The sequence below is a fragment of the Methylobacterium indicum genome, assembly GCF_017347565.1.
Lineage (GTDB): Bacteria > Pseudomonadota > Alphaproteobacteria > Rhizobiales > Beijerinckiaceae > Methylobacterium > Methylobacterium indicum.
On record NZ_AP024145.1, the window covers coordinates 2,442,135 to 2,466,045 of the forward strand.

Consider the following 23,911-nt stretch of genomic DNA (forward strand, 5'->3'; position numbering starts at 1 on the left):
CGATGCGGCCGAGGGCCCCGAGATCCCACAAGTCTACAGATGCGCCGAGCTCGGCGGGGGCGTCGTGTACGTCCCGATCGGCCAAGCACTTGTCGAGAAATTAGTTCGGAGATTTGTCAGGTGACCGTACGATCGATCCCCGCACATGATTTTGCAGCCCAGGCCGCCTACTTGCGAGAGGCGATTGAGGCCCCCTTTCACACGCCGCGCCGGCTGCCTCGGCTGACGCACCCGCGGCCGAAGCCGACCTCGCCGGCAGCGCTGGAGCCGGGCCTCCTTGCTCTCCTGGACGCCGCACTCCCGCCGTCGACGACGCCGCGCCGAGGGGAGCGCACCGAGGATTTACTCGCGCGGCATTACGCCGGGGTGATCATTCCATTGACGCCACTCGCACTGCGGCGTCGGGAGCTTCGCCGGCAGCGCGAAGCTGCAGCCGTCACCGCATATTAGGGACAGGAGAACATGCGCTGGATCGATCGACAAATCAGGCCGATGCACATGCCGGTAGGTCCCGACGGCGTGACTTACGATCCGCGGCTTGTCGTCCAGACGAGCCGGGTTGCCAACGAGCTTGATCTCGTCACGGACCCGGTCTGGCAGGCTGCCCCTCTTACGAAATTCGGACGGGAGGAAATCCCACGTCTTTTCAGGAGAGGGTGGAGGATCCGCATGAGCCACCGCGAGGAGCCGCTCGCCCTCGTTGTGAATATTACGTCTCCTGCGTGGCTCGGCCTGATCTCCAGATCTCCAGAGCACGTCAATTTTTTGCGCACGGACAGGATGATCGTCGTCACATCTGGATTTGTCTGCACCGGGATGGGGCCATCCAAGACCTTCGCATTCGGCCTCGTCGCTGATGCAATTTGCGGGACGAGGCCTCCCACGGCCCAGGAGCGCCGGAAGCCCTGGGTACCCGAGGAGGACCTGGACGCGCTCGGCGCCCTGGTCCCCTGAGGGGCCGGGGTCAGGCCGCCTCCGCGAGGGCCGCGCACGCGGCCCCTCCGGCTTCCCGGGCGGCGACGTCGGCCAGGAGCTCCTGGATCTCCGGCACGGTCACCGGCCGGAACCCCCAGCAGTCGACGCCGACGTCGCAGGAGCGCGAGGTGGACGGGATCGCGCCGTGGCTGTGCCCGTAGAGGTGGAGCCTGCCACGGTGGCTATCCGGCCACGCCAGGTGCGCGTAATGCGACAGCCACACGGGGACTGCATCCGGCATCCCTTGGTCCTGCACGCTCAGGCGCAGGACGTCGTGGATCGCCTCCCACGGCAGCCTCTCGCCGCGCTCCTCGTGGTTCCCTCGGATCAGCACCTTGCGGCCGTTCAACCGGTCGAAGATCGAGCGCGCGTGCGCCAGTGAGCACCCGTAGGCGAAGTCGCCCAGGTGGTAGACGCGGTCGCCGGGGCGCACGCGGTTGTTCCAGTGCGCCACGATTGCCTCGTCGTGCGCCTCGACCGATGCGAACGGGCGGGGCCGGGTCATCCTGTTCGACAGGATGCCGCCATGGCCGAAATGGGTGTCGCCGGTGAAGAAGGTGGTCATCGGGGCTGGCCCCCATCGTACGAGAACGCAAGCCGCCTGGGGTCCCCGGCGGCGGGTGGCTGGCCCTCAGGCCAGGCGGCGTTTCGGATCGAGAGGAAGCGTCTTCATCGTGGGAGACTCGGTCGTTTCGGGGCGTCCCGCAAGAGGGGAGGGCTCACAGATCAGAGGTTGTCCCTGGGCTATGCGGCCAGGGCCTCTTCCGGTTTGCTGTCCTCGCCGCCCTCGGCCGGCCCCGGCTTGGCGCGCTTCCCCTTTCCGGCGAGCTCGCGCTCCCGGCGCCGGCGGGCGAGCTCGGTCCCGAGCGTCTCGATCGAGGGGAGCTTCGCCGCCTCGGTATCGGCCTGTCGGTAGGCGAAGGCACTCCACGCCTCCATCACCGGGACCTTCAAATCGAGGCGCCTGTCCATCGTGTAGTGCCTCTCCAGGACGTTGTCCGTAGGAACGCCCTCGTTGTGGTCGAGGATGAGCTCGACGGTGGCCGGAAGGATCCGAAGCGCAGTCTGACAGAGGGAGGAAAGGCCGCGACGCAGGTCGTGCGGCGATGCCCGGACCCCCATGTCGAGGAGCCTGTGGTTGATGGCAGCGGGGGAGAGGTGCCCGTCGGCGGAGGCCCCCGCCCTGCGCGGCCTGACCTGCGGGAACAGGAACCGGCTGTCGCCGGCGCGCTCGATCTGCACCCGGAGGCGCCTCCAGAGCTCAGGGGGAAGAGGGATGCAGTGCAGCGTCTTATCCCCGCGCTTGGCCGCGGTCTTGCGGTGGATCGGGCGCATCGACCACACCCCCCAGCCGGGCTGCTCGGCGAAGTCGCAGAAGTCGGCGACCTCGGCCGAGGCGATCGGTCGACGCCGCTGGCCGGTCAGGACCATCAGCTCAAGGGCGACCCCGAGGGAGGGCTCCAGCACGCCGCATCGGGCGACCGCGAGCGTGTAGCCGATCTCCTGCGCCGAGGCGAAATACTCGCCGGGGACCTTCCCGTTCGCGCGCGGCTTGTCGCCCGGCGTGCGCTCGGGGGCCTTGAGCATGGACATGCCGGTCTCGACGCCGCTCAGCTTCTTGTTGCCGTGGAGCGAGAGGAACGTCCACATCGGCCTGAGCACGCTCGCCAAATGCTCGGCGTGGCGCTCCCGGCCGGAGGCGTGGACCACATAGACGATGGTGGCGAGGTCCTCGATCGTGATGCGCCGGACCCGCTTCCCCTCGAAGATGGAGAGCTCGGGCATGTGCAGCATCTTGCGATAGTCCGTGTGCGTGTCGGCGCGCCTGACGCGCGCGACTTCCGCGAGATAGGCGGCGCGAGCCTCCTCCCACGTCCACTCGCCCGAGCGCAGTATGTCCTGGACGCGCTCGATCTCGGCGGGATCCGGCTCCCGCTTCGGCGGCCTGGGCGGTAGCTTGCCCATGTCGCGCAGCTTGGCGATCAGCCACCGTTCGTCGGGACGGCCGAGCCCGTTCGTCAGCCGGCGCCGCGCGTCGCTGGCGATCAGCCGCGCGTCGGAGAGGCGGATCTGCTCGGGGCTGCCGAACGTGAGCCTGTAGGTCTTGTGTCCGGTCTCGTACTTATACGCGAACCGGGCCCCCTTCGGGCCGACGCGCAGCAGCAGGCCAGGGCACGCGGCGTCGATGAGGTCATAGGCCTTTGCCTTGGCCTCGACGTCGGCGAGCGCCTTCTTGACCAGCGTCTCGTTGAGCTTCACGGGCATGCGGCGCTCTCGGGCGGAACTCGGGCGGAGGCATTCGGGCGGATCGCCGCCCGGGCTTGCCACCATCCGTACCGAGGTCCCGTTGCCAGATCCTTGATTGAACACGCGAAATCCCCCTGTATCGTCATGAAAGGGTGCGTGCCGATCCGCCCGAAAAGGTTTCGAACAGCGTCCAAAACCCCCGTTACGCGGAATCATAATCCTTGTGTCGGGGGTTCAAATCCCTCCTCCGCTACCACCCGTTTAGCCCGCTTGGTCAACGACTTAGCGGGCTTTTTCGTGCCCGCTAGTCTGTCGGAACGTGTTGCGATTGCCTGCAACACGGGTGCAGGTTTTACAACCGGTTACGGCGTGGCGTAGGCTGCTCCACGCAACACGGTCGCAACACGGAAACGGGCTCGGTAAGGAGCATACGGGCGGGCTTCGCCTCCGGTGCGTAGGCTGGCTGCGGCCCGTCCCGAGGCCTGGAGCGCGCTATGACCAAGCTCCCGATCGGAATGCTGCCCCGCGGGCTCACTCGTGATCAAGCGGCCGAGTACTGCGGCTGCGAAACGACCGACGCTTTCGACGACTGGGTCCGGCGTGGGATCGTGCCTGGGCCGATGATCGGAACGCGGCGTTGGGACCGCAAGGCGATCGACCGAGCTCTCGACCGCCGTTCGGGCCTGCTACCGCCAGAAGCGGCCGGGCAATCGTTCGAAGAGTGGCTGGCCCAGCAAACCGACTAGGCCCAGGGGCGCCATCTGAGCGATGCGCTGCGCTGTAGGGCGCACTGCAGCCCGCAAGGGGAAGAGCCGTGCCACAACCACCCAGAGCCCCCTCTGTCCGTTTCTGGGTCGAGCCAGGCGACATCCCGGCCGAGAAGGCGGCGCTCCGGCTCCATCTGACGCTGGCGCAGTTCGACGCCGTCCGGCCGCGGCTCTTCATGCGGGGCTTCCCGCGGCCCGATCCGGACACCGGCATGTACGACCTCGAGGCGATCGACCGCTGGCGGCACCTGCGCCATCCGAGCCTCTTCCCCGAGCTGGTGGCGCTCGGTGCCATGCAGACGCCAGCGCTCCCGGCTCCGGCGCGGGATCTCGGTGAGATCGCCTATGAAGCCGAGCAGAAGCGCCGACAGGAGTGGATAGCGTCGAGGGGGCGAACGAAGACCCTTGGCGAGATTGATGCTGAAGCGGAGCAAACGCGCCGGGAGACATGGGAAGAGTTCAGGCTGTCTCGGAAGGCTGCAAGGGGCCAAACTGGCTCCTGATGCTGGAAATGCCCTGCCTCCGCGGGCAGGCTCAGAAATCAGCTGTCAGGTAGCTCAAGATAGCGCTGTTTCAACTGCTGCCAGAAGTTAGTTAGCTCAAGGGCAAGTGTGATAAACCACGGCGGGCCCTCGTCGCTTCTGTAAGCTTCAAACTGTGGTCTGCAGATCACCTCCTTAAATGCCTTGACGAATCGATCATCTGATGCGTCGAATGGTTCCTGTCCCGGCTCCGCAGCCGAAAGAAGCGCGCCAATATTCTCTAGCTCGCCTTCTAGGTGACGCATTACACCAGGGACGTATTTTCCGACCTGGGCGAAAGTAAGTTTGTCTTTACGGGGAATGCCAGTCGCACCGCGGTGCCACCAGAGCAGCCAGGTTCCCGGACTAACCACAGCGGTGTCCTGCTCGTCTTGGAACTCAAGGGTGAACATACCCTCTTCATAATAGCCCATGACTTCCTTGGTCCTCTCCGGATCTGCTTTCCAGATACCGGTGCCGGACCACCAGCAAGGAACTGGAAGCGTTCCATCGCGGGCTTCAGCATCAACATCATAATTGGCGAAGGACACCGTTGGTTTTAGCCTGCGGCGGGCTCTCCATAAAATCTCGGCGCGGCGTAGGTCTCGCTCTGTAATCTCGCGTGACTGGCTCCAGGTGTGGTCGAACCAACTGATCACGTCAGCTGCGTTGTTTAGTTCGATTTCCACACCAGCTTCCGACCAATGTGTCTGCTCTAGCCCTTCAAGAGCCAGCCCGTTTGAAGATGCGTTGGCAGAGGCTACAACCGCGGCGCTACGTCCTATATAAACTTTCGCATGCAGCACATCGAGTTGCCGCACGTCAGCGCCGCGCTTCTTTAGCGTACGAATAACCCCCGGATTCGTGCCACCCATACTTAGATTGCAGACGATTTTCGCTGTGTTTGCATCTACGAAGAGACCGGTTGATTCTGCGCCATTTCCCCAGAACGCCACCGCACATCGAGCATCTGAACCTTGCAGCACGCGTCGCACGGCTTCATGCAACTGCTCACCTGCCAAGAAGCGCATATCCCCTCCCAAGTTCGGTCGAAGGTGATACATCTAGAGCACTTCACGATCGCGCTGCAATCGCGAAGCTCTCTAAGTCGTTGTCTTGCCGCATTTTCTTCGACGAACCGGCCTCCACGTCGTCGGAAAACGCTCTAGGTGATTGATTGGACATGACGAGGTTATCTGCCTGCCTGGGAGGTCGCTTAGCGCCTCGGTTCTACCGGATCGAGTGGAGTTGACCAACGTTGCAACACCTTCGTAGTCATGCTGTCACGCAGGATCGTCGTCACTTGGCAGTAGCCGCCGACGCGGGAACCCAGCATCATCCCAATCTATGAGACGAAGCGATGATGAGTGGCGAGCCCTACCGAGCGTAACTCCTGACACGCGAGCAACTGAGCGCGGCAATCTCCACCTACCTCGCCGCCCCGTCGGCGCCGGCGCCGCCGGTGTTCGAGGTCGGGAAGGGCAGCATCGACGTCACCGCGGCCGTCCTGGCGCACGCCTACGCGGTCGAGGTGCTGGCGCGGGAGGGCGTGACCGGGCTGCAGCAGCGGAACGCGGTCAAGACGGCGATCCTGCTTGCGCCGGTCGGATGAGCGCTGGTTTCACTTTGAGACGCCCCGACAAGAGAATGGGACCTCAAGATAAGACAAGATAGATCGAAGTAGCCTATGGCCCCTACAGTGTGGAAATGTAGGGCGTGGGGCGCCTAATAATGGCCCACATGGATATCGATCGCCAGCCTCTCGAACTCATCGCTCGCTCCATGCACGAGCGTGCACGTGAGCGCATCCCGGAATGCCGTGCGTGGGATTGCCTGGACATGACGGACCCGTGGCACGCCGGACTGATTCGGGTCGCCTATGACAGGGCGCATGACTTCATCGCCATGAGTGGTGGGATCGCGGAGTGAGCTGCAAACGCAACCCGCGCCACGCTTCAAACGAGACCAGCCGGGGGATCGGGGCGCCGACCATCGGCAGTATGCGGCTCCAGGGCGACACCGCTGCCGTCACTGCAGGGCTGCCACGGTCGGTCGTCTCGATCGGCAGCCTGCCCCCTAGATCATGTCCTGGCGCTCGCCTCGTGCCACCTCGGCCATCATCTCGCCTGGGAGCGGCCGCTGTAGCTGCAGGGCCTCCTCGGCCGGCGCCTCGAGCCAGGTACGCCATTCCTCCGCACATGTGAGCAGCACCGGCATCGCCTTCGGATGCACTGGCCCGACCACGCCGTTCGCCTCCGTCGTCAGGAACGAGAACAGCCAGTGCTCCTCCTCGACAGGCTCCTCCCGCTTCGGGCCGCGCACGCCGGTCCACGGCCGCCAGATCCCCGCGAAGGCGAAGAGCGGACGGCTCTCGTTGAGGGCGAACCACACCGGCGTCTTGCGGGGCTTCGTGTCGGCGTACTCGCTGAACGAGGTCACCGGCACCAAGCAGCGGTGTGCCGGCTTGAGCCAGGGCCGCCAGTAGGGAGAGGCGACGTTGCGCACGTTGGTGACCGGCTGCGTGCCGACCTTCGGGGGCGGCGGGAAGCCCCAGCGCATCATCGTCAGCACCCGCTCGCCGTCGACAGCTTGGACGACGGGCGCCATCTGGTCGGGGAAGATCCCGGGCAGCGGCGGAAGGTTGCCGGTTTCGTCGCGGTCGACCGCGAAGGTACGCCGGATTTCGTCCTGGGAGCGAGCGGAGCTGTAGAGGTTGCACATGGCAGGGATCGTAGTCGATCGGCTCCTGCCGGTCTCTTGCTGACGACCGGACACCCCAAAACAACGGCCAAGGCGAACGAGCATCGCAGGCGGTTGACATGGGCGAGCGGGACGAGGCCGAGGAGCGATTTCAGGCCTGGGCCGCTCAGCAGGCGCTCGGCCCCAGCCGCGGAAGTACGACCGGCCCAGCGCGCACCGACGGCAACTCTCCGATGTGATGGTCATCGTGCTTACGGCCTTGTTCTAGGCCGTCATCCTGTTCGGTGTGGTCCGCTGCATCAGGCAGGCGATGGCGCAGCCGGTCACACAGCCATCAGTCCAGAACCCGTTCGAGCGAGGCGCCCCGCCGAGTTGGCCGGCGCCCGAGCGGCCGCGTAAAGCGCCAGCCGGACGAACCAACGCTGACATCGCCAAACGCCTTATCGCCGAGTCGATTGCACGCTACCGCGGCTCCTGCGCTTGCCCCTATCAAAGCGACCGTGCTGGCCGATCCTGCGGGCGGCGCAGCGCCCACAGCCATCCGCGCGGTGCCAAGCCGATTTGCTTCGGGGCGGACGTCACGCCAGCGATGCTCGCTCAACAACGAGGTTCAAAGCGTCCATAGCCCCAACGTGTCGGTGTCTGAAACGACCCCACTCGGGCATTCTGAACGCGCGGGTGGAATCCACGCTGCTGACCCGAAGCGGCCCCTCATGACCTGTGACCATAATGACCGGTTCCGAGTGCGTTCCGGTCATTTGGTTTCCTTCACCCAATACCCTCACGCTGACCATCACGCGGTGCTCTCGCGCCAAACGCTTCGGCCAAGAGCGTCGCGATCCGGTTTGCGCTCAGCGCCATGAAATACCCTACAGGACGCGCTGCAAAGAGAAATACAACAAAGTCAGTAAGCGCAGTCATTGACTTCAGGTGATCGCTAAATAAGAGAACTTCGCGATCACGTTGCAATTGCGAAGTTCTATAGCTCTTAGATTTTGCCGCGGTTTCTGCGCCGAGCCGGTATCCACTTCCTCGAATTCCTCGAGCAGGCTGCTGAAAGAGTCCCGAGATGGAGAAAATTTTTTCTTCTTCCATCAACCTCTGTTGCGTTCCTACGCAAGCCAAGCCGCTGTTTTAGGAGCGATGCAGCGTATTTCACCGGCTCCGGAAGGGAGCCGGAGATGATTTTGCGACCTCGTTGGCCTTTTTCAGCAACCTGCTAGGTCTTTCAGAGGAACCCGATCGAGAACCACGGCACGAAGGTGAGCACCAAGAGCCCGAGGAACAGCGCGCCGAGATAGATCCAGATCCGGCGCATCCCGGCCTCGGGCGCCACCCCGCCGATGATGCAGGCGGCGTAGTAGCAGAGGCCGAAGGGCGGGGCGAAGAGGCCCAGTCCCATCGCCAGGATCACGATCATGCTGTAATGGACCTCGTGGATCCCGAACTGGTGCGCGATCGGGAACAGCAACGGGCCGAACAGCACGATCGCCGGGATGCCTTCGAGCAGGCTGCCGAGCACGATGAAGGCCACCACCGAGATCAGCAGGAACCCGGTCTTGCCACCCGGCACCGCCGCCATCGCCCGGGCGAGGTCGTGCGAGAAACCGGACTGGGTCAGCGCCCAGGCCATCGCGCTCGCCGCCCCCACGATGAACAGGATCGCCCCCGACAGCGATGCAGTCCGCGCCAGCATCGGGATGATCTCGCGGCGCTTGAGCCCGCCGCGATAGATCACGAGCCCGAGCACCAGCGAGTAGGCGATGCCGATCGTCGAGACCTCGGTGGCGGTGGCCACGCCCTCCACCACCGCGGTGCGGATCAGGAACGGCAGCAGCAGGGCCGGCAGCGCGACGAGCAGGGTCTTGCCCACCACCGACATCGGCGCGCGCGGGATCGCGACCGCGTCCTCCTCGCGCCCGGCGCGGTAGCGGGCGACGACGGCCAGCACCAGGGCGAGCAGCAGGGCCGGCAGGATGCCGGCGGTGAACAGGGCGGCGATCGACACCCCCGTCGCCGAGGCGATGGCGATCAGCACGATCGAGGGCGGGATCGTCTCGCTCATCGCCCCCGAGGCGGCGAGGATTGACAGGAGCTCACCGTCCTTCATCCCGCGCTTGCGCATCTCGGGAAACAGGACGGGCGCCACCGCCGCCATGTCGGCGGTCTTCGAGCCGGAGATGCCCGACACCAGCAGCATCGCGCCGAGCAGCACGTAGGACATGCCGGCCTTCACGTGGCCGAGCAGCGAGGCGAGGAACGCCACCATCACCCGCGCCATCCCGGTCGCGTCGACGAGCTGGCCGAGCAGCACGAAGAGCGGGATCGCGAGCAGGATCAGGCTGCTCATCCCCTCGTCCATCCGCCCGACCACGATGGTGAGCGGCGTCGAGGTGGTGGTGAGCAGGTAGGCCGAGGTGGCGAGAGCGAACGAGAACGCGATCGGTACGCCGGCCAGGATCCCGACCCCAAGGAGCCCGACGAAGAACACGAGGAGCGCCAAATTGCCCATCCCGGCGAGCCAGGGCGCGCCGAGGCTGAGGAGCGCGACGATCCCGAAGAGCACGGCGCCGACCCCGATCAGGTCGGCCGGGCGGTGCCGGGCAAGCCGCAAGGCGCAGGACAGGAGTGCCAGCACGAAGCCGACCGGCACGGCGAGCGCCCGTACCGTGCCCGACCAGCCGAGCGCCGGCGTCTCCACGAAGGACTGGTCCTCGGTGTAGTCGTAGGCCGCGTGCATCAGGAGCGCCAGGAAAGCGAAGACCGCCCCGATGGCAAGCGCGTCGCACCAGGCCCTGGCCCGGGGCGAGAGCGCGCCGACCACGAAGGTCAGCCGCATGTGCTCGCCCCGCTGCACCGCCACGACGCTGCCGAGCATCGCGAGCCACAGGAACAGGATCGAGGCGAGCTCGTCGCTCCAGATGATCGAATGCCCGATCGCCCGCGAGACGATGCCGGCGAACAGGATCGCCGCCTCGGCGGCGACCAGGATTGCGGCCGGCACCTCGACGGCGAGGCGCAAGGCCCGCTCGGCCGAGGAGAGCCAGTCGGCCGGAAGGGCGGCGGCGGGCCGCCCGTGGAGGTCGGCCACCGCGCTCATGCCAGCTCCCCCGTCACGGCTTCGAGCGCCTTCCACGCCTCGGCCCCGAACTTCTCCTTCCAGTCGCGGTAGAAGCCGGCCTGGGTCAGGCTCTTGCGGAAGGCGGCCTTGTCGGCGGTCTCGAAGGTGAGGCCGCGGGCGGTGAGCTGGCCCTTGAGGGTGCCGGTCAGGCGTACGACGTCCTCGCGCTCCTCCATCGCGGCACGGTCGAGCTCGCGCCGGACGATCTCCTGGAGCGCGTCGGGCAGCTTCCCGAAGGCGCGCCGGTTGGCGACGATCCAGAAGGGGTCCCAGATGTGGTTGGTCTCGGTGAGGTACTTCTGCACCTCGTAGAGCTTGCCGGCCTCGATCGTGACGAGGCCGTTCTCCTCGCCGTCGACCAGCCGGGTCTGCAGCGCGGTGTAGAGCTCGTTGAAGTTGATCGAGGTCGGGCTCGCCCCGAGGCTCGAGAACAGCGAGGTGAAGATCGGCGCCACCGGCACGCGGATGCGGTAGCCCTTGAGGTCCTCGGGCGTCTTGATCGGCTTGGCGTTCGAGGTGATCTGGCGGAAGCCGTTGTCGGCGGCCTTGGCGGCGACGATCAGGCCCGCCTTCTCGATCTGGGTGCGGACATAGGCGCCCACCGGCCCGTCGACTCCGCGCCAGACGTGGTCGTAGTCGGAGAAGGCGAAGCCCACATTGGTGATCGCCGCGCCCGAGGCCACCGTCGAGATCACCGAGCCGGCGATGTTGAGGAACTCGATGCCTCCGCTGCGCACCTGGGTGATCAGGTCCGTGTCGGAGCCGAGCTGGCTTGCCGGGAAGAACTTCAGCTCGATCCGCCCGCCCGAGGCCTCGCGGATGCGCTGGCAGGCCTGGTCGAGCCGGGCGTTGATCGGCTGGGTCAGGGACTGGCCGGTGGCGAGCTTGTAGTTGAATTCCGCGGCCTGCGCCGGCCGGGTGCGGATCGCGACGAGCGGCATCGCCGCGGCGCCGGCCAGGAACAGGCGGCGCGAGGGTCCGGATTCGGGTTTGGACGTCATGGGCTTCCTCCGGCGCGCCGGCATCCGCGGGGCTCGCGGTGCGGCATCGTTCAGGCCGAGACGGAAGGAGGCGCGAGGTTGGCGCTCGTCATCCTCCCCGGTCGGCGCCCCTGTTGTCGGGGCGTCTCGTCTCGCTGGGGGCGACACTACGGAGAGGCGTCCGTGAAGGACAATCCAGATTAATTGCACATCCGTGAAGCGCCGCTAAACTGTCGCGATGTCGGTCCCGCTTCGTGCCATCACGGTCTTCCACGCCGTCGCCCGCTCCGGCAGCATCACCCGGGCGGCGGAGGATCTCGGCGTCACGCCCTCGGCGGTGAGCCAGCAGGTCCAGGCGCTGGAGCTCAGCCTCGGCACCGCGCTGATCGGCAAGGCCGGCCGCAACGTGGTGCTGACCGAGGCCGGCGAGCGCTACTTCGAGATGATTGGGCCCGAGATCGACCGGATCGTGGAGGCGACGCAGCGTATCCAGGGCTTCCGCTCGGTGACGACGCTCACCGTGCGGGCGACCCCGAGCCTGTCGACGAAGTGGCTGCTGCCGCGCCTCGCCGGCTTCCTCTCGGCGCATCCCGACATCGAACTGCGCCTCGACGGCACCAACGAGCCGACGACGTTCCTGAAGGAGAGCGTCGACGTCGAGATCCGCCACGGCACCGGCGGCTGGCCCGGTCTCTTCGCCGAGGGGCTGGCGGAGGAGAGCTTCCGCCCGGTCTGCGCCCCGTCCCTCGCTGCCCCCGGCAGCCTCGCGGCGGAGGATCTGCCCAGGCACCTGCTGATCCATTCGGTGAAGTCGCAGGTGCAGTGGGCCTACTGGTTCGAGCGCGCCGGGGTGATACCGGCCGCGCGCTGGCGCCGCCTCCTGTTCGACCGGACCCACATGGCGATCGACGCGGCGGCCGGCGGCCTCGGCATCGCGCTCGAGAGCGACCTGATGTTGTGGGGCGACCTGAAGGCCGGGCGCGTCGCCTGCCCGCTCGCGGAGCCGCCGCGGATCACCCTCGTCACCCAGTGGGTGACGTGCCCGCCCGACTACCTGCGCCAGCGCAAGGTGCGAGCCTTCCTCGACTGGATCCGCCGCGAGCGCGACGGGTGGACCCAAGAGCGGGACGCGTGGACGATGAAGCGGGATGCGTCGGTCGCGGAGCGGGACGCCGCAACGCTTTAGGCACGCTTCACGGTCGGCTCGGAAATCTGGATTGTCCTTCACGGAGCGCGCTTCTAGCGTTTGCACGTCAGACCTCGCCGAGCCGCTTCGCGGACCCGCCGAGGCCGCGCCAAGACCGGCCCGCCCTTCCCCCGAGGAAGCCCGCGGCGAGAGGCCGGTCGGCAAAAGAAGCGACCCGTTGGAGGACACCGATGAATCTCTCCACCCTGCTCCTCGCCCGTGCCTCCGCCGGCAAGCCCGTCCGCGTCGGGCTGATCGGCGCCGGCAAGTTCGGCTCGATGGTGCTGGCCCAGGCCCAGCGCATCGAGGGCATGCACGTCGTCGCCGTCGCCGACCTCGACGCCGGCCGCGCCCGTGCCTCGCTCGCCCGCGTCGGCTGGCCCGAGGAGCGCTACGCCGCGACCTCGATGGGGGATGCCGTCAGGAGCGGCCGCACCTTCGTCACCGAGGATGCCGGGGCGGTGGCCGCCTGCGACGAGATCGAGTGCATCATCGAGGCGACCGGCCACCCGATCGCCGGCATCCGCCACGCCATCCAGGCGATCGACGCCCGCAAGCACGTCGTGATGGTCAACGTCGAGGCCGACGTGCTCTGCGGTCCGCTGCTGGCCGAGCGAGCGAGGCGCCAGGGCGTCGTCTACTCGATGGCCTACGGCGACCAGCCGGCGATCATCTGCGAGCTCGTCGACTGGGCCCGCTCCTGCGGCTTCGAGCTGACCTCGGCCGGCAAGGGCATGAACTTCGAGCCGCGCTACCGCTACTCCACCCCCGACACGGTGTGGGGCTTCTTCGGCTGGTCCGAGGAGGAGGTGAAGAAGGGCGACTTCAACCCGAAGATGTACAATTCGTTCACCGACGGTACCAAGGCCGCGATCGAGATGGCGGCGGTGGCCAACGGCACCGGGCTCGACTGCCCCGATGACGGCCTCGCCTTCCCGCCGGCCGGCCTGCAGGACCTCGCCCGGGTCTTCCGCCCGGTCGCCGACGGCGGGCGCCTGCCGCGCTCGGGCCTCGTCGACATCGCGGCGAGCCAGGAGCCGGACGGGCGCGAGGTGTTCAACAACATCCGCTACGGCGTGTTCGTCACATTCAAGGCGACGAGCGAGTACACCAGGGCCTGCTTCAAGCAGTACGGCCTGCTCACCGATCCGTCCGGCTGGTACGGCTCGATGTGGCGGCCGTTCCACATGATCGGTCTCGAGACCAGCGTCAGCGTGCTGTCGGCGGTGCTGCGTAACGAGCCGACCGGCTGCTCGAAGGAGTTCCGCGGCGACGCGGTGGCGACCGCCAAGCGCGACCTGAAGCCTGGCGAGATGCTCGACGGCGAGGGCGGCTACGCGGTGTGGGCGAACGCGATCCCCGCCTCGAAGAGCCTCGCGCTCGGCGCCCTGCCGATCGGTCTTGCCCACAACGTCAAGCTCAAGCGGCCGGTCGCCCGCGACACGATCGTGAGCGTCGACGACGTCGAGCTGGTCAACGATCTCGACGTGGTCGCCCTGCGCCGCCAGATGGAGGACACGACCCGGCAGATGGCGGCCCCCAAGGCGGCCTGACGCCCGACGATCGGCGGCGCCGGACTGATCCGGCGCCGCGCGTGCTTCTCCCTCCCGCGAGTTCCGCCATGCCTTCCCCGTCCCGGCCCTTCGTGGTCATCGCCGAGTTCCGGGTGAAGCCCGGCTCCCTCGACGCCTTCCTCGACCTCGCCCATGACGACGCCCGCTCCTCCGTGGCTGGCGAGCCCGGCTGCCGCGCCTTCGACGTGGCGGTCAGCGAGAGCGACCCGCTCACGGTGGTGTTCTACGAGGTCTACGACGACCGCGCCGCCTTCCACGCTCATCTCGAGACCCCGCATCTCGCCCGGTTCCGGGCTGGCTTCCCGGCGCTGATCGAGGAGGAACGTCCGGTCCGCTTCCTCGCCCGCACCGCGAGCGGGGCGGACGCCCGCTGATGGCACCGCTGACGATCGGCTTCCTCGGCACCGGCATCATGGGCGGCCCGATGGCGCGCAACCTGTGCCGGGCCGGCCACGCCGTGCGCGCCTGGAACCGCTCGCCCGACAAGGCCGCCGCCCTCGCGGGGGCCGGGGTCGGTCTCGCGGCCGATCCGGCCGAGGCGGTGCGCGGCGCCGACGCGGTGATCTGCATGCTCAGCTCCGGTCCAGTCTGCGATGAGATCCTGCTCGGGCCCGACGGCGCGCTCGCCGCGATGGCGCCCGGCAGCCTGCTCGTGGTGATGAGCTCGATTCCGGTCGAGACCGCGCAGCGCCAGGCCGCCGCGGCGGCGCAGGCCGGTATCCACTACGTCGATGCTCCGGTTTCCGGCGGTGAGCGCGGCGCGATCGCCGGCACCCTGGCGATCATGGCCGGCGGTAGCCCGGAAGCGGTCGGACAGGCCGAGCCCGTCCTCGCCGCGATGGGGCGCCCGACCCATGTCGGCCCTGCGGGCTGCGGACAGCTGGCCAAGCTCGCCAATCAGGCGATCGTCGCGTCGACGATCGTCACGGTGGCCGAGGCGATCACCTTCGTCGAGAGCGGCGGTGCCGACCCCGCCAAGGTCCGCGAGGCTCTGCTCGGGGGCTTCGCCGACTCGACAATCCTCAAGCAGCACGCCCTGCGGATGATCGAACGCGATTTCGCGCCTGGCGGCCCGGCGAAGTACCAGGTCAAAGACACCGGAACGGCGCTCGCCCACGCGGAGACGCTGGGCCTGACGCTGCCCGTCTTGTCCCTCGTCGATCAGATGTTTTCAGACATGGTCGCGCACGGCGATGGTGATCTCGACCACAGTGCCGTCCTCCGCGAGCTTTACCGCCGCAACGACCTGCCTCTTCCATAGCACCGGTTGAGCGGCAAAGGGTGTTGGCGGCCTTACTGTATCGCCGCGCTCACCTACGGCATTTCACCCAGCCGGGTCGTGGCACCAGCATCGCCCGCGAGCCAGTCTCGTCGGTCACCTACTGGCACGTCGAGCTGGACAGCCACGACATCCTGCTCGCGAAGGTCTGCTGGCGCCCGCGGCCAGCGCTGATCCGATCCTGCCGGCCATCCGGGCACACCGGCGCGCCTGGGCGCTCTTCCAGATCGCGCCCGATGACGAGGCGGCCGCGGCTGAGGAAGCCGAGCACGAGGCTTCGATGCAGCTCCTCGGCACCGCCTGCGCCTCTCGGGCCGGCGCGCATGCCCTGATCGCGCACCTTCGCTGGTACGTGGCTGAGGAGGGCACGAACCTGCTGACCAGCGGCATCGGTGGCTGCGAGCGAGGCGATCTCGTGCGTGCCCGTCTCGCCGAACTGGTGCTGTTCGTCCCGGAGGCCTCGCCGCCGGCTGTCATCGCCCTGCCTTCGGCGAAGGAGCTGAGCCCGCTGCTGGCGGCGATTCAGGAGCACCGCAGCGCCAACCTCGCAATGACACAGGCCGTGCGCGACTACGTCGATGCGGAGGCCAGCAGCGCCCCGGACGAGGCTCATCTTCTTGCCGTGGCCGATGGCGCCAGCGAGGTCGAGGCCGCCGCGCTCAACGCTCTGGTAGCCCTTGCGCCGGCCGGCGCCGAGGAGACGCGCACGCTCACGGTCTACTTCGCCGAAGTGTCGGCCGATCTCGACAAGGACGCCTTCGGGACGTGGCTCTTGCGGCACTTGGTAATCATGCTGGCGCAGGGCGATGCGGACGCGCTGGATCCTGAAGTTGGCCCTGGCGGACGCCGATGCCGCAGCGGGTTGAGAGCCGGGTAACCACTGCCCATTATTCGGGGCACGAGCCTTGTCGCGTATCGGCTCCCGCCCCGCTGCGCCTCCCGGCCAGCGGGGCTCACTCTTTCTGCCGGCGACTATCGGTGATGCCTTACTATCGCTTCGGGGCGACAGGGCGTCATCGAGCCTGGGTCATCCTGAGCGCGTGAAGGTGCCGTCTATTCGGGGTCGGGCATTTGCATCCAGGCGTCGTTGAACTCGCACGTGCAGAGCTCTTCGGCATAGAAACGGGAGGCCGTCTTGGATGCTTCCTTCACAGCCTCCTCTGGCGCGCAGCGGTGATCCATGATGTAGAGGAATGCTTCGGATATGATCTCTGATCGTCTTGACGAGTGCGGCACGATTTGCTTGAAGCGTTCGTTTAGAGATTTTCCGCCGTCACGACGTATGCGCTCTTGATGGCGGGCGAGATCTCGCTTCCAGTTGTGACCGAGGAGCTCTTTTGGCTCTCTGCCTTCTTCGCCTGTGCGTTCAGAGACCGTGGAGAAGGGTCTGATAATCTTATGAACCATGCAGTATCGATATACTGCTAGCTTATCTCTATTTGGCAAGACAGCATGAGGATCGCGCTTCAATAGCGCAATCTCATCGGCTGTATAAAGCCTAGGAATAGGGCGAAGAGTTGCGCCGCTTCGAATTCTAGCCTGGGTTTCGCGTCTATATATGCGATTTGCACACCTGCGACAGCAGAATATTTGCCGACCGTCGATGGGAGCAAATTCTTTACCGCATGCGCACTGCCTGTTTTGCAAATTGGTCATGACTTTCCCTCCTTCAAGGGGAGGGACACTCTCTTCATCATAAGGGTGATTCGGAACCACCCGCACGAATTCGTGAAATCGCGACGCCGTGAGGGTCGAAGCCCTGATTGGGCAACTGGGGCAACGCTGCGGCTCTCATAACAAGGCGATCGTGGCGATGGTCAGGTCGGCTTGTTCTTGTTCAGATCAAAAGGCTTGGGGCGCTCGTTGCCGGGCTGCTGCGCGTCGGGATCGAGGCGGCCGTCGACGAGGCTGTCGCGCTCCTCCGTCTCGACGCACTCGCCCTCCGGATCAAGCACGCAGGTCTCGCTGCCTTGGGGCGTGGTGTGCGTGCTGCTGATCTGCTGCGGCACCTACCGGGCGTGATTGCCGGAATGCGCAGCGTGCAGCGATCGTCAGGCGTCAGGGCCGGAACTTGCTCTTGGTCGTACGGTCGCTGTCGACGTAGCACTTCCATTCCATTCGAGCTATCGGCCCGGATTTTACCGGAATATTATTGTAATCCCGGAGATCATCAGCGGATCCCGCGAACACGTGGTGCATGCACTTGCAGTATCTCGCCTTGTTCGCGCCGGCCCAGGATGCGCCGGCCCGGCTATCAGCATTCTCGTCGAATGCCTTGCTGCATTGGGTCTCAAACGGATCGATGGCGTATGCGTTGGACGACAGGAGGATGAAGGCGCAGGTGGTCAGCCCCCATCGGAGTGGTCCGCGCTGAAGTATGGCTTTGAGCCGACGGAGGACGGACGCGATGGGAACGAAGACGCACAAGCCGGGAGAGGTCGTGGCCAAGCTGCGGCAGGTGGACGTGCTGGTCTCGCAGGGTCAGAGCGTGGCTGACGCGATCCGGGGTATCGGCGTGACCGAGGTCACGTATTACCGCTGGCGCAAGGAGTTCGGCGGGCTGAAGTCCGACCAGGTGCGCCGGATGAAGGAGCTGGAGACCGAGAACCAGTGGCTGCGCAAGGCGATCGCGGATCTCACGCTCGACACGCTGATCCTGCAGGAGGCCGCCCGGGGAAACTTCTGAGCCCCGCGCGCCGGCGCGCCTGCATCGAGCATGTCCGGACTGTGCTGACGGTCTCCGAGCGGCGCGCCTGTCGCGCCCTCGGGCGGCATCGCTTGACGCGTCGCAAGGTGCCGCGGGGGAGAGACGACGAGGCGGCGCTGCTGGCCGACCTGGTCGAGTTGGCGCGCCGGTATGGCCGCTACGGCTATCGCAAGATCGCCGCCCTGCTGCGGGCGGCGGGCTGGCTGGTCAACGACAAGCGGGTGGAGCGGCTTTGGCGGCAGGAGGGGCTGAAGGTGCCGGCCCGTCAGCCCGAGAAGGGCCGGTTGTGGGACGGGGACGGCTCCTGTGTCCGGCTGCGGCCCGAGCACCGCGATCATGTCTGGTCCTACGACTTCGTCGAGGCGTGCACGCATGACGGGCGTAAGGTCCGCCTGCTGAACGTCATCAACGAGTTTACCCGCGAGTGCTTGGCCATCCGGGTGGCGCGCAAGCTCAAGGCACCGGATGTGATCGATGTGCTCTCGGACTTGTTCATCCTGCGCGGCGTGCCTGCGCACGTTCGCTCTGACGATGGACCGGAGTTCGTCACCCAATCTGTGCAGAAGTGGATCGCCGCCGTGGGCGCAAAGACAGCCTACATCACGCCAGGCTCACCGTGGGAGAACGGCTACATCGAGAGCTTCAACGCGAGGCTACGGGATGAGTTGCTGAACGGGGAGATCTTCTACTCTCTGCGGGATGCACAGATCCTGATCGAGAGATGGAGGAGACACTACAACGGGGTTCGGCCGCACGCCTCGCTCGGCTACCGCCCGCCGGCCCCGGAGGTGTTCGTGCCAGCTTTCACCGCTTGGCCGGCTGCGCTCGCCCGACCGGCTCCGCCGGCCAAGCTACCCGTGGTGCAAAGGCCCACGGTTCACTAACATTCCACTCGGGCCACCCCGTGGGGGCTGATCAGACCGATACAGCGCATGTTCAAGCCGACCACGAGCGGACAAACGCGGCAGGGTCGGCGACGCACGGCAGATTCTCAAGGATTGCGGTAGCGGCCTCTCCGATAGACCAAGCTGAAATTGTTGGCCGGCATCGGAATACGCTCGACGAGGCTCAAGCCCTGAGCCAGGCCAGCTTCAGAAATCGCTTCGACATCCCGCACGCCCCACGCGGGGTCGCGAGCACGCAGGTCCGCATCAAAGGTCGCGTTGCTGGGAGCCGTGTGGGCTCCCGCGACCCTGAACGGGCCGTACAGGTAGAGCAGGCCACCTTCAGGAAGGATGCCGCCGGCTCCCGCCATCAACCCCACCGTTGCCGACCACGGCGCGATATGGGTCATGTTGATTGCCAGCACCGGATCGGCGCACGCCACCGGCCAAGGCTGCGCGCGGGCATCGAGGAATTGCGGAGCAAGGACATTGTCCAAGCCGGTGTCATGTGCGTGTGCCGCGATACTTCTCAGTGCTCTTGGATCAGCATCAGTCGGTTGCCAGCGCAGGCGGGGTAACGCGGACGCAAAGTGAATGATGTGCTCGCCCGACCCACTGGCCACCTCTAGAACCAAGCCGGACACCGGGAGCAGACGGTGCAGGACATCGAGGATCGGCTCTCTGTTCCGAGCCACGGCTGGCGCGAACAAGGCATCGCCGGTTGAAAGAGGTTGGATCAAGACCGCGTCCCATTCCAGCATGACATGCTTCACGATGAGCATCGGCCCTTGTGAGGTAGCGCGATCCTGGACCCTGACCAGTGCGCGGAGGCGGCTGGCATTTGGTCCGCTGGTCATTTCCGAGCTGAATTCCCGATTTCGCCCGGCGAAGCTCCATCGCACACATGAGTGGGTGTGGCATGGGCAGCCTCATGATCCGCGCAAGGCCTCGGATCGCTGGCCCCGCTACCTATCTATCTGGAACGATGGGGTCCGGTCTGCACGAGGAGAGTACGATGGTCTACGAGAGAGCGGTGCTGGCGGGCGGGTGTTTCTGGGGCATGCAGGACCTTATCCGCCGTCAGGAAGGGGTTGTCGCGACCCGAGTAGGTTATACCGGCGGCGACGTAGCGAACGCGACCTACCGCAATCACGGCACCCACGCGGAGGCCATCGAAATCACCTACGATCCGGCGCGTACGAGCTTCCGCCGGATCCTCGAGTTCTTCTTCCAGATTCATGATCCAACAACCCCGAACCGCCAGGGCAACGACCGTGGCCTGAGCTATCGCTCTGCCATCTTCTACGTCGACGACGAGCAGCGCCGCGTAGCGGAGGAGACCATCGCCGACGTCGAGGCCTCCGGCCTCTGGCCTGGACGGGTGGTCACCGAGCTGGCACCCGCCGGACCGTTTTGGGAGGCCGAGCCGGAGCATCAAGATTATCTGGAGCGCCATCCCAACGGCTATACCTGCCACTTCGTCCGACCGAATTGGCGGCTGCCGGTCCGGTCCGCGGCCGAATAGCCGAGAGTTCCCGTGGCATCGCCTGCCGACGATGCCTTCGTCACGAGCACTGGGCAGAGGCTGCAATCCTGCACCATCAACGGGCTGACGAACCCTCGTTTTGTCCCGGTGATGGCGGCTGCTCGCAAGACGGCCCGGCAAGCCGGGCCTTCCGACTGGAACCCGAACCGGCAGAGCGATCGACGGTGCCGGATCCACCTATTTTGGGGAGGCGCGCTGACTGGATGGGGCTGAGGGTTGCTCGTACGTCGTCGACGAACGCAGCCGGGTTCTCCATTGCGGCGAAGTGGCCGCCCCTGATCGGCTGGTTGAAAAAGCGCAGGTCCGCAAATCGCCGCTCCGCAGTGATCCCGGCGCCTATCTCGACGTCGTCAAAAGACAAGCTCTACAGCAGACTTCGTGGTTCCGATTTTTCCGGAAACCTTCCGGCGCTTCGAGCGTAGCGTTGGCTTCAGACATCCAGCCAGAGGACCGAGCGCAATGGAACCGATGAAGCCCATAGAACCCATGAAGCCGATGGAACCCATGAAGGGCTCTGAGCCCTGGTGGCCGCAGGAGCTGGGCCAGCCGTCGAGCAGCGGTGGCCAGGACGGCATGCGCTACGCATTCTTCCCCGATAAGCGGCGGCTCCTCGTCGAGACCGACGGCAAGCTGGTCACCTACGACAGTAGCGACCATCGCATCAGCGGCGTCTCCCAGTCGAACGGCCGCGCACCGAGCTTCACCACTCAGAATGGCGACGTGAATGTGAACGACCTCAAGGTCGTGGATTGAAAGAGGCTCCCGCGCCGGATCAAGCCAAGGGGCGGGGAGGCCCTGTTGGGACGGAGGACCAGCGCTCAATGATCTGGGGCACGTCGCGTGCCGGCTCGGGCCTGGCGCTGACCCGCCGGTTGATCATCCTCACGAACGCTGATGTGAACGAGGAGGCGGTGAACTCGCAGGCCTTGACCCGATAGCCATTCGCGGTGTCCTCGCTGTCCCTGGCGAGCCAGGCCAGCCAGGACATATTGCAGCTGCTACGCTGATCGACTTGGACGCCAGCAGCGGAGCCTTTCGGGGCTTCGCTGCTGCGATGAGCGGTGGGTGCACCGAAATGCCCTGGGAACTCCCAGCCTGCGGCATTCCAGGGATCAGTTCGCCCCTATGCCCCGTGCGGGGGAGGGCAGTCGGCTCTGAAGTGTCAGGACCGCAAGAGAGGCCGGTTTGGCCTGCGTCTCCCCCAGGCCGCCGGTTGCGCCGGGCAAGGGGAGGTTCGCAGGCGTCTCGGCGAAAGCCCGGCATCGGCCGGTCGCATCGAGGCAAGAGACCCGTTCACCTCGATGCGAACCACGGTCCCGCTTTTGCCCGAACGAAAGGCTCACCAGCGATAGTTCACCCGGCCGGTGCCGCTGAAGACGTGCGACCGGTCCGCCAACTCGCTCTCGACCCTGACGCCGACGAAGAGGTTGGGCGTCAGGTTCAGCCCGAGATCGGCCGACAGCAGCGCGAGATCGGACGCGGGGGCCGTCGCGCCGACGCTGAAGCGGTTCGCCTTCGCCGCCTGGAAGCCCGCGACCACGTCCGGGTTGGACGAGGCCCGGTGAAGCCAGGCCGCGCTGGCGCGGAGCGTCAGGTCCCGGTTGCCGTCGAGCGTGAAGGTCCGGTCGAGCGCCGCGCCGAGTTCGAACCGCGTGTCCCAGGTCGAGCGCCGGTCGAACCGGAGCCCGGCCGCCGAGAGTTGCGGGTCGGCTGCGGTCTCCGTGGAGGCGGGCGTCCGGAAGTCCTGCACCTGCAACGCGCCATAGGGCGTGAGGCCGGCGACCTCCGTCTCCAGGCGGTATCCGGTCTCCAGCCGCGCGCCGTAATGCCAGCCGCGGAACCGCGAAGAGTAGCGCGCGCCGGTCAGCGGCAGCATGCGGTCGAGCACGGTGTCGTGACTGCCGAAGGACAAGGCCCCGGCGACATAGGCCGCCTCGACGCGCTTCACGCCGTAGAGGCCGAACTGATAGACGTCGCTGCGTCAGTTCACCCAGTTGCTGGTCGAGAAGCTGGTCGAGCCGACGCTGACAGCGAGCCCGGCGAGCGTGTCCTTGTCCGGCCGGGCATCGATGCCCAGAGCCTGCCCGCCGAGACGCGTCGAGAGGGTCCCCATGCCGACGCCTCGATTCGAGGTCTGGCTGAGCCCGCCGAGATCCTGGCCCCACAGGTTCCAGGTCTGGTTCCTGTCGCTGCCGCCGGGCTGGCGGACGAGCGAGGTCATGAAGGCGTTCGACATCTGCGTGCCCACGGTCGAGACCGCGGAGGTCCCGGCGCCGCTCAGGTTGTAGTAGGCCTGATCGAGATCGCCGTGCTGGACGGGCCCCACCAGCCTGGGCAGCATGTCCCGGAAATGGCCCTGGCCGGCAGTTTGAGCGTTGGCGATCACCTGGCCGATGACCCGGCCGCTCCGCGACAGCGCCTGGGGGGCGAAGTCGATGGTGGTGGCGAGCGACAGCTTGCCGTCGCGGGCGTTCAAGGCGTGGCCCAGGATCGCGCTGCTGCCGATCCGCAGCCCCGAGACGTCGAGGTTCTCGGCCGCGGTCAGGATCGTCCTGACGACCGTGCCGGGCTTGATCGTCGTGAGGTCGAGGATCGTCGGCCGTAATTGACCGGCGAGCTTGCCGGTGCCGGTGACCGCGAAGCTGTCGGCGGCCCCCGTCTTCTGGTCGAGCCGGATCTGGAGCGAGGCCGTGTCGGACTGGATCAGCGATCCGGTGATGACGGTCTTGCCCAACGCGCCGCCATTGCCCAGCAGGCCGGCATTGTGCAGCGTGCCGCCGCCCAGGTCGAGCGACGTGCCGGCGTTGATGGTGCCCTCGGCCAGGTTGCGCAGTGTGTTGGCGCCGCCCTGGGCCAGCGTCACCGATCCGGTCAGCACGCCCTTGTTGGTGAAGGTCGTATCGCCCGAGAGCGTGCGGACGGTCTGCCCCGCCGCGCCGTCCATCGTCGTGAGGTGGCCGGCATTGGTGATCTGGTTGATCGGGCTGTCGAGCAGCAGCGCCGACCCGCCCGGGCCGCCGACGATGTCGACTCCCTGGGCGATGTCGATGATCGGGTCGTGGGTCGATCTGGCGATGACCGCCACCGAGCCCTCACCGTAGGCCCGAATGGGCGCGGCGAAACCGAGGTTCACGTTTCCGGACCGCCCCCCGCCTCCCGAGGTCTGGGCGATCATGGTGGCGCCATTGGAAATGAGGCCGCCGCCGCCGCTGACGGATTGGGCGATGAGGCCGGGAGAGGTGGTGCCATGGGTGATGATCGGCGCGCCGTTGATCACCGAGACGACGCCGCCGTAGCCGTTGCGGCCGTCTCCCAGCTCGACGGCGCGCTGGCGGGTCAGCGACAGGCCGCCGCCGCCAGCGACGCTCTGGGCGATCAGCGCGGGCGACACGCTCTCGTAGGTGGTGATGGCACCGTAATTGAC

Annotated in this window: 25 protein-coding genes and 1 pseudogene; 14 read left to right on the forward strand and 12 right to left on the reverse strand. The window is 66.6% G+C overall.

Going from position 1 to position 23,911, the window contains the following annotated elements:
- Positions 1-462 precede the first annotated feature (462 nt).
- Entirely contained in the window at positions 463-954 is a 492-nt protein-coding gene (locus miv_RS11485; protein WP_207182886.1) for a hypothetical protein, read from the forward strand.
- A gap of 10 nt (positions 955-964) precedes the next feature.
- On the opposite strand, the gene miv_RS11490 is transcribed toward miv_RS11485, so the two are convergent.
- Entirely contained in the window at positions 965-1,540 is a 576-nt protein-coding gene (locus tag miv_RS11490; protein WP_207182887.1) for a metallophosphoesterase, read from the reverse strand.
- A gap of 179 nt (positions 1,541-1,719) precedes the next feature.
- Positions 1,720-3,240, reverse strand: a complete 1,521-nt coding sequence (locus miv_RS11495) for a site-specific integrase (RefSeq protein WP_207182888.1) — start codon at positions 3,238-3,240, stop codon at positions 1,720-1,722.
- A 476-nt stretch (positions 3,241-3,716) separates the two neighbouring features.
- Between miv_RS11495 and miv_RS11500 the strand changes: the two genes are divergently transcribed.
- Positions 3,717-3,968 (forward strand): hypothetical protein, encoded by a 252-nt coding sequence (locus miv_RS11500; RefSeq protein WP_207182889.1) that lies wholly within the window; start codon positions 3,717-3,719, stop codon positions 3,966-3,968.
- Between the two features lie 68 nt (positions 3,969-4,036).
- On the forward strand, positions 4,037-4,492 hold the full coding sequence (locus miv_RS11505) for a hypothetical protein (RefSeq protein WP_244748949.1): 456 nt from the start codon (positions 4,037-4,039) through the stop codon (positions 4,490-4,492).
- Positions 4,493-4,530: 38 nt separating this feature from the next.
- Here the strand turns inward: miv_RS11505 and miv_RS11510 are convergent, their stop codons facing one another.
- Entirely contained in the window at positions 4,531-5,541 is a 1,011-nt protein-coding gene (locus tag miv_RS11510; RefSeq protein ID WP_207182890.1) for a phospholipase D family protein, read from the reverse strand.
- A gap of 431 nt (positions 5,542-5,972) precedes the next feature.
- Between miv_RS11510 and miv_RS11515 the strand changes: the two genes are divergently transcribed.
- Both miv_RS11515 and miv_RS11520 read left to right on the forward strand, forming a co-directional pair.
- Positions 5,973-6,122, forward strand: coding sequence for a hypothetical protein (locus miv_RS11515; RefSeq protein ID WP_207182891.1), 150 nt, complete (start codon positions 5,973-5,975; stop codon positions 6,120-6,122).
- 128 nt (positions 6,123-6,250) lie between these two features.
- Positions 6,251-6,439: a hypothetical protein gene (locus miv_RS11520; RefSeq protein WP_207182892.1), complete on the forward strand. Its 189-nt coding sequence runs from the start codon at positions 6,251-6,253 to the stop codon at positions 6,437-6,439.
- A 147-nt stretch (positions 6,440-6,586) separates the two neighbouring features.
- On the opposite strand, the gene miv_RS11525 is transcribed toward miv_RS11520, so the two are convergent.
- The 4 genes from miv_RS11525 to miv_RS11540 form a co-directional block, all read right to left on the reverse strand.
- Positions 6,587-7,231 carry an SOS response-associated peptidase gene (locus miv_RS11525; RefSeq protein WP_207182893.1) on the reverse strand — a complete coding sequence of 215 codons (645 nt, stop codon included), beginning with the start codon at positions 7,229-7,231 and terminating at the stop codon, positions 6,587-6,589.
- A gap of 747 nt (positions 7,232-7,978) precedes the next feature.
- Positions 7,979-8,305: a hypothetical protein gene (locus miv_RS11530; RefSeq protein WP_207182894.1), complete on the reverse strand. Its 327-nt coding sequence runs from the start codon at positions 8,303-8,305 to the stop codon at positions 7,979-7,981.
- 133 nt (positions 8,306-8,438) lie between these two features.
- A complete protein-coding gene (locus tag miv_RS11535; protein ID WP_207182895.1) occupies positions 8,439-10,310 on the reverse strand; it encodes a TRAP transporter large permease in 1,872 nt (623 codons plus the stop codon).
- The gene (locus tag miv_RS11540; protein WP_048427359.1) at positions 10,307-11,332 is read right to left on the reverse strand and encodes a TRAP transporter substrate-binding protein; all 1,026 of its coding nucleotides are present in this window, start codon (positions 11,330-11,332) and stop codon (positions 10,307-10,309) included. The genes miv_RS11535 and miv_RS11540 overlap by 4 nt, the downstream gene beginning before the upstream one ends.
- Positions 11,333-11,549: 217 nt before the next feature.
- Between miv_RS11540 and miv_RS11545 the strand changes: the two genes are divergently transcribed.
- The 6 genes and pseudogenes from miv_RS11545 (at position 11,550) to miv_RS11565 (ending at position 16,227) form a co-directional block, all read left to right on the forward strand.
- Complete coding sequence (locus miv_RS11545) at positions 11,550-12,497, forward strand: LysR substrate-binding domain-containing protein (protein ID WP_058617509.1); 948 nt, start codon at positions 11,550-11,552, stop codon at positions 12,495-12,497.
- Positions 12,498-12,688: 191 nt separating this feature from the next.
- A complete protein-coding gene (locus miv_RS11550) occupies positions 12,689-14,050 on the forward strand; it encodes an NAD(P)H-dependent oxidoreductase (RefSeq protein WP_207182896.1) in 1,362 nt (453 codons plus the stop codon).
- A gap of 68 nt (positions 14,051-14,118) precedes the next feature.
- Positions 14,119-14,445, forward strand: a complete 327-nt coding sequence (locus miv_RS11555; RefSeq protein ID WP_048427356.1) for a putative quinol monooxygenase — start codon at positions 14,119-14,121, stop codon at positions 14,443-14,445.
- The gene (locus tag miv_RS11560) at positions 14,445-15,332 is read left to right on the forward strand and encodes an NAD(P)-dependent oxidoreductase (protein WP_207182898.1); all 888 of its coding nucleotides are present in this window, start codon (positions 14,445-14,447) and stop codon (positions 15,330-15,332) included. The genes miv_RS11555 and miv_RS11560 overlap by 1 nt, the downstream gene beginning before the upstream one ends.
- An 80-nt stretch (positions 15,333-15,412) precedes the next feature.
- A pseudogene (locus tag miv_RS33910) lies at positions 15,413-15,496 on the forward strand (Hint domain-containing protein); the annotation flags it as partial.
- Positions 15,497-15,630: 134 nt separating this feature from the next.
- Entirely contained in the window at positions 15,631-16,227 is a 597-nt protein-coding gene (locus tag miv_RS11565; protein WP_207182899.1) for a hypothetical protein, read from the forward strand.
- A gap of 176 nt (positions 16,228-16,403) precedes the next feature.
- On the opposite strand, the gene miv_RS11570 is transcribed toward miv_RS11565, so the two are convergent.
- Both miv_RS11570 and miv_RS11575 read right to left on the reverse strand, forming a co-directional pair.
- Entirely contained in the window at positions 16,404-16,757 is a 354-nt protein-coding gene (locus miv_RS11570) for a hypothetical protein (protein ID WP_207182901.1), read from the reverse strand.
- 410 nt (positions 16,758-17,167) lie between these two features.
- On the reverse strand, positions 17,168-17,359 hold the full coding sequence (locus miv_RS11575; RefSeq protein WP_207182903.1) for a hypothetical protein: 192 nt from the start codon (positions 17,357-17,359) through the stop codon (positions 17,168-17,170).
- A gap of 398 nt (positions 17,360-17,757) precedes the next feature.
- Here miv_RS11575 and miv_RS11580 point away from each other — a divergent pair.
- Positions 17,758-18,941, forward strand: a protein-coding gene (locus miv_RS11580) for an IS3 family transposase (protein WP_207182905.1) whose coding sequence is annotated in 2 segments (ribosomal slippage) — positions 17,758-18,022 and positions 18,022-18,941 — 1,185 coding nt in all. Because the reading frame shifts where the segments join, the coding sequence is not laid out codon by codon here.
- A gap of 107 nt (positions 18,942-19,048) precedes the next feature.
- On the opposite strand, the gene miv_RS11585 is transcribed toward miv_RS11580, so the two are convergent.
- Entirely contained in the window at positions 19,049-19,702 is a 654-nt protein-coding gene (locus miv_RS11585; RefSeq protein ID WP_207183464.1) for a DUF938 domain-containing protein, read from the reverse strand.
- 254 nt (positions 19,703-19,956) lie between these two features.
- Between miv_RS11585 and msrA the strand changes: the two genes are divergently transcribed.
- Positions 19,957-20,466: a peptide-methionine (S)-S-oxide reductase MsrA gene (gene msrA / locus miv_RS11590; RefSeq protein ID WP_207182906.1), complete on the forward strand. Its 510-nt coding sequence runs from the start codon at positions 19,957-19,959 to the stop codon at positions 20,464-20,466.
- 480 nt (positions 20,467-20,946) lie between these two features.
- Positions 20,947-21,240 carry a hypothetical protein gene (locus miv_RS11595; protein WP_207182908.1) on the forward strand — a complete coding sequence of 98 codons (294 nt, stop codon included), beginning with the start codon at positions 20,947-20,949 and terminating at the stop codon, positions 21,238-21,240.
- A 586-nt stretch (positions 21,241-21,826) separates the two neighbouring features.
- Here the strand turns inward: miv_RS11595 and miv_RS11600 are convergent.
- Positions 21,827-22,435, reverse strand: coding sequence for an autotransporter outer membrane beta-barrel domain-containing protein (locus tag miv_RS11600; RefSeq protein ID WP_207182910.1), 609 nt, complete (start codon positions 22,433-22,435; stop codon positions 21,827-21,829).
- Positions 22,436-22,468: 33 nt separating this feature from the next.
- On the reverse strand, positions 22,469-23,878 hold the full coding sequence (locus miv_RS11605; protein ID WP_207182912.1) for a hypothetical protein: 1,410 nt from the start codon (positions 23,876-23,878) through the stop codon (positions 22,469-22,471).
- Between the last annotated feature and the right edge of the window lie 33 nt (positions 23,879-23,911).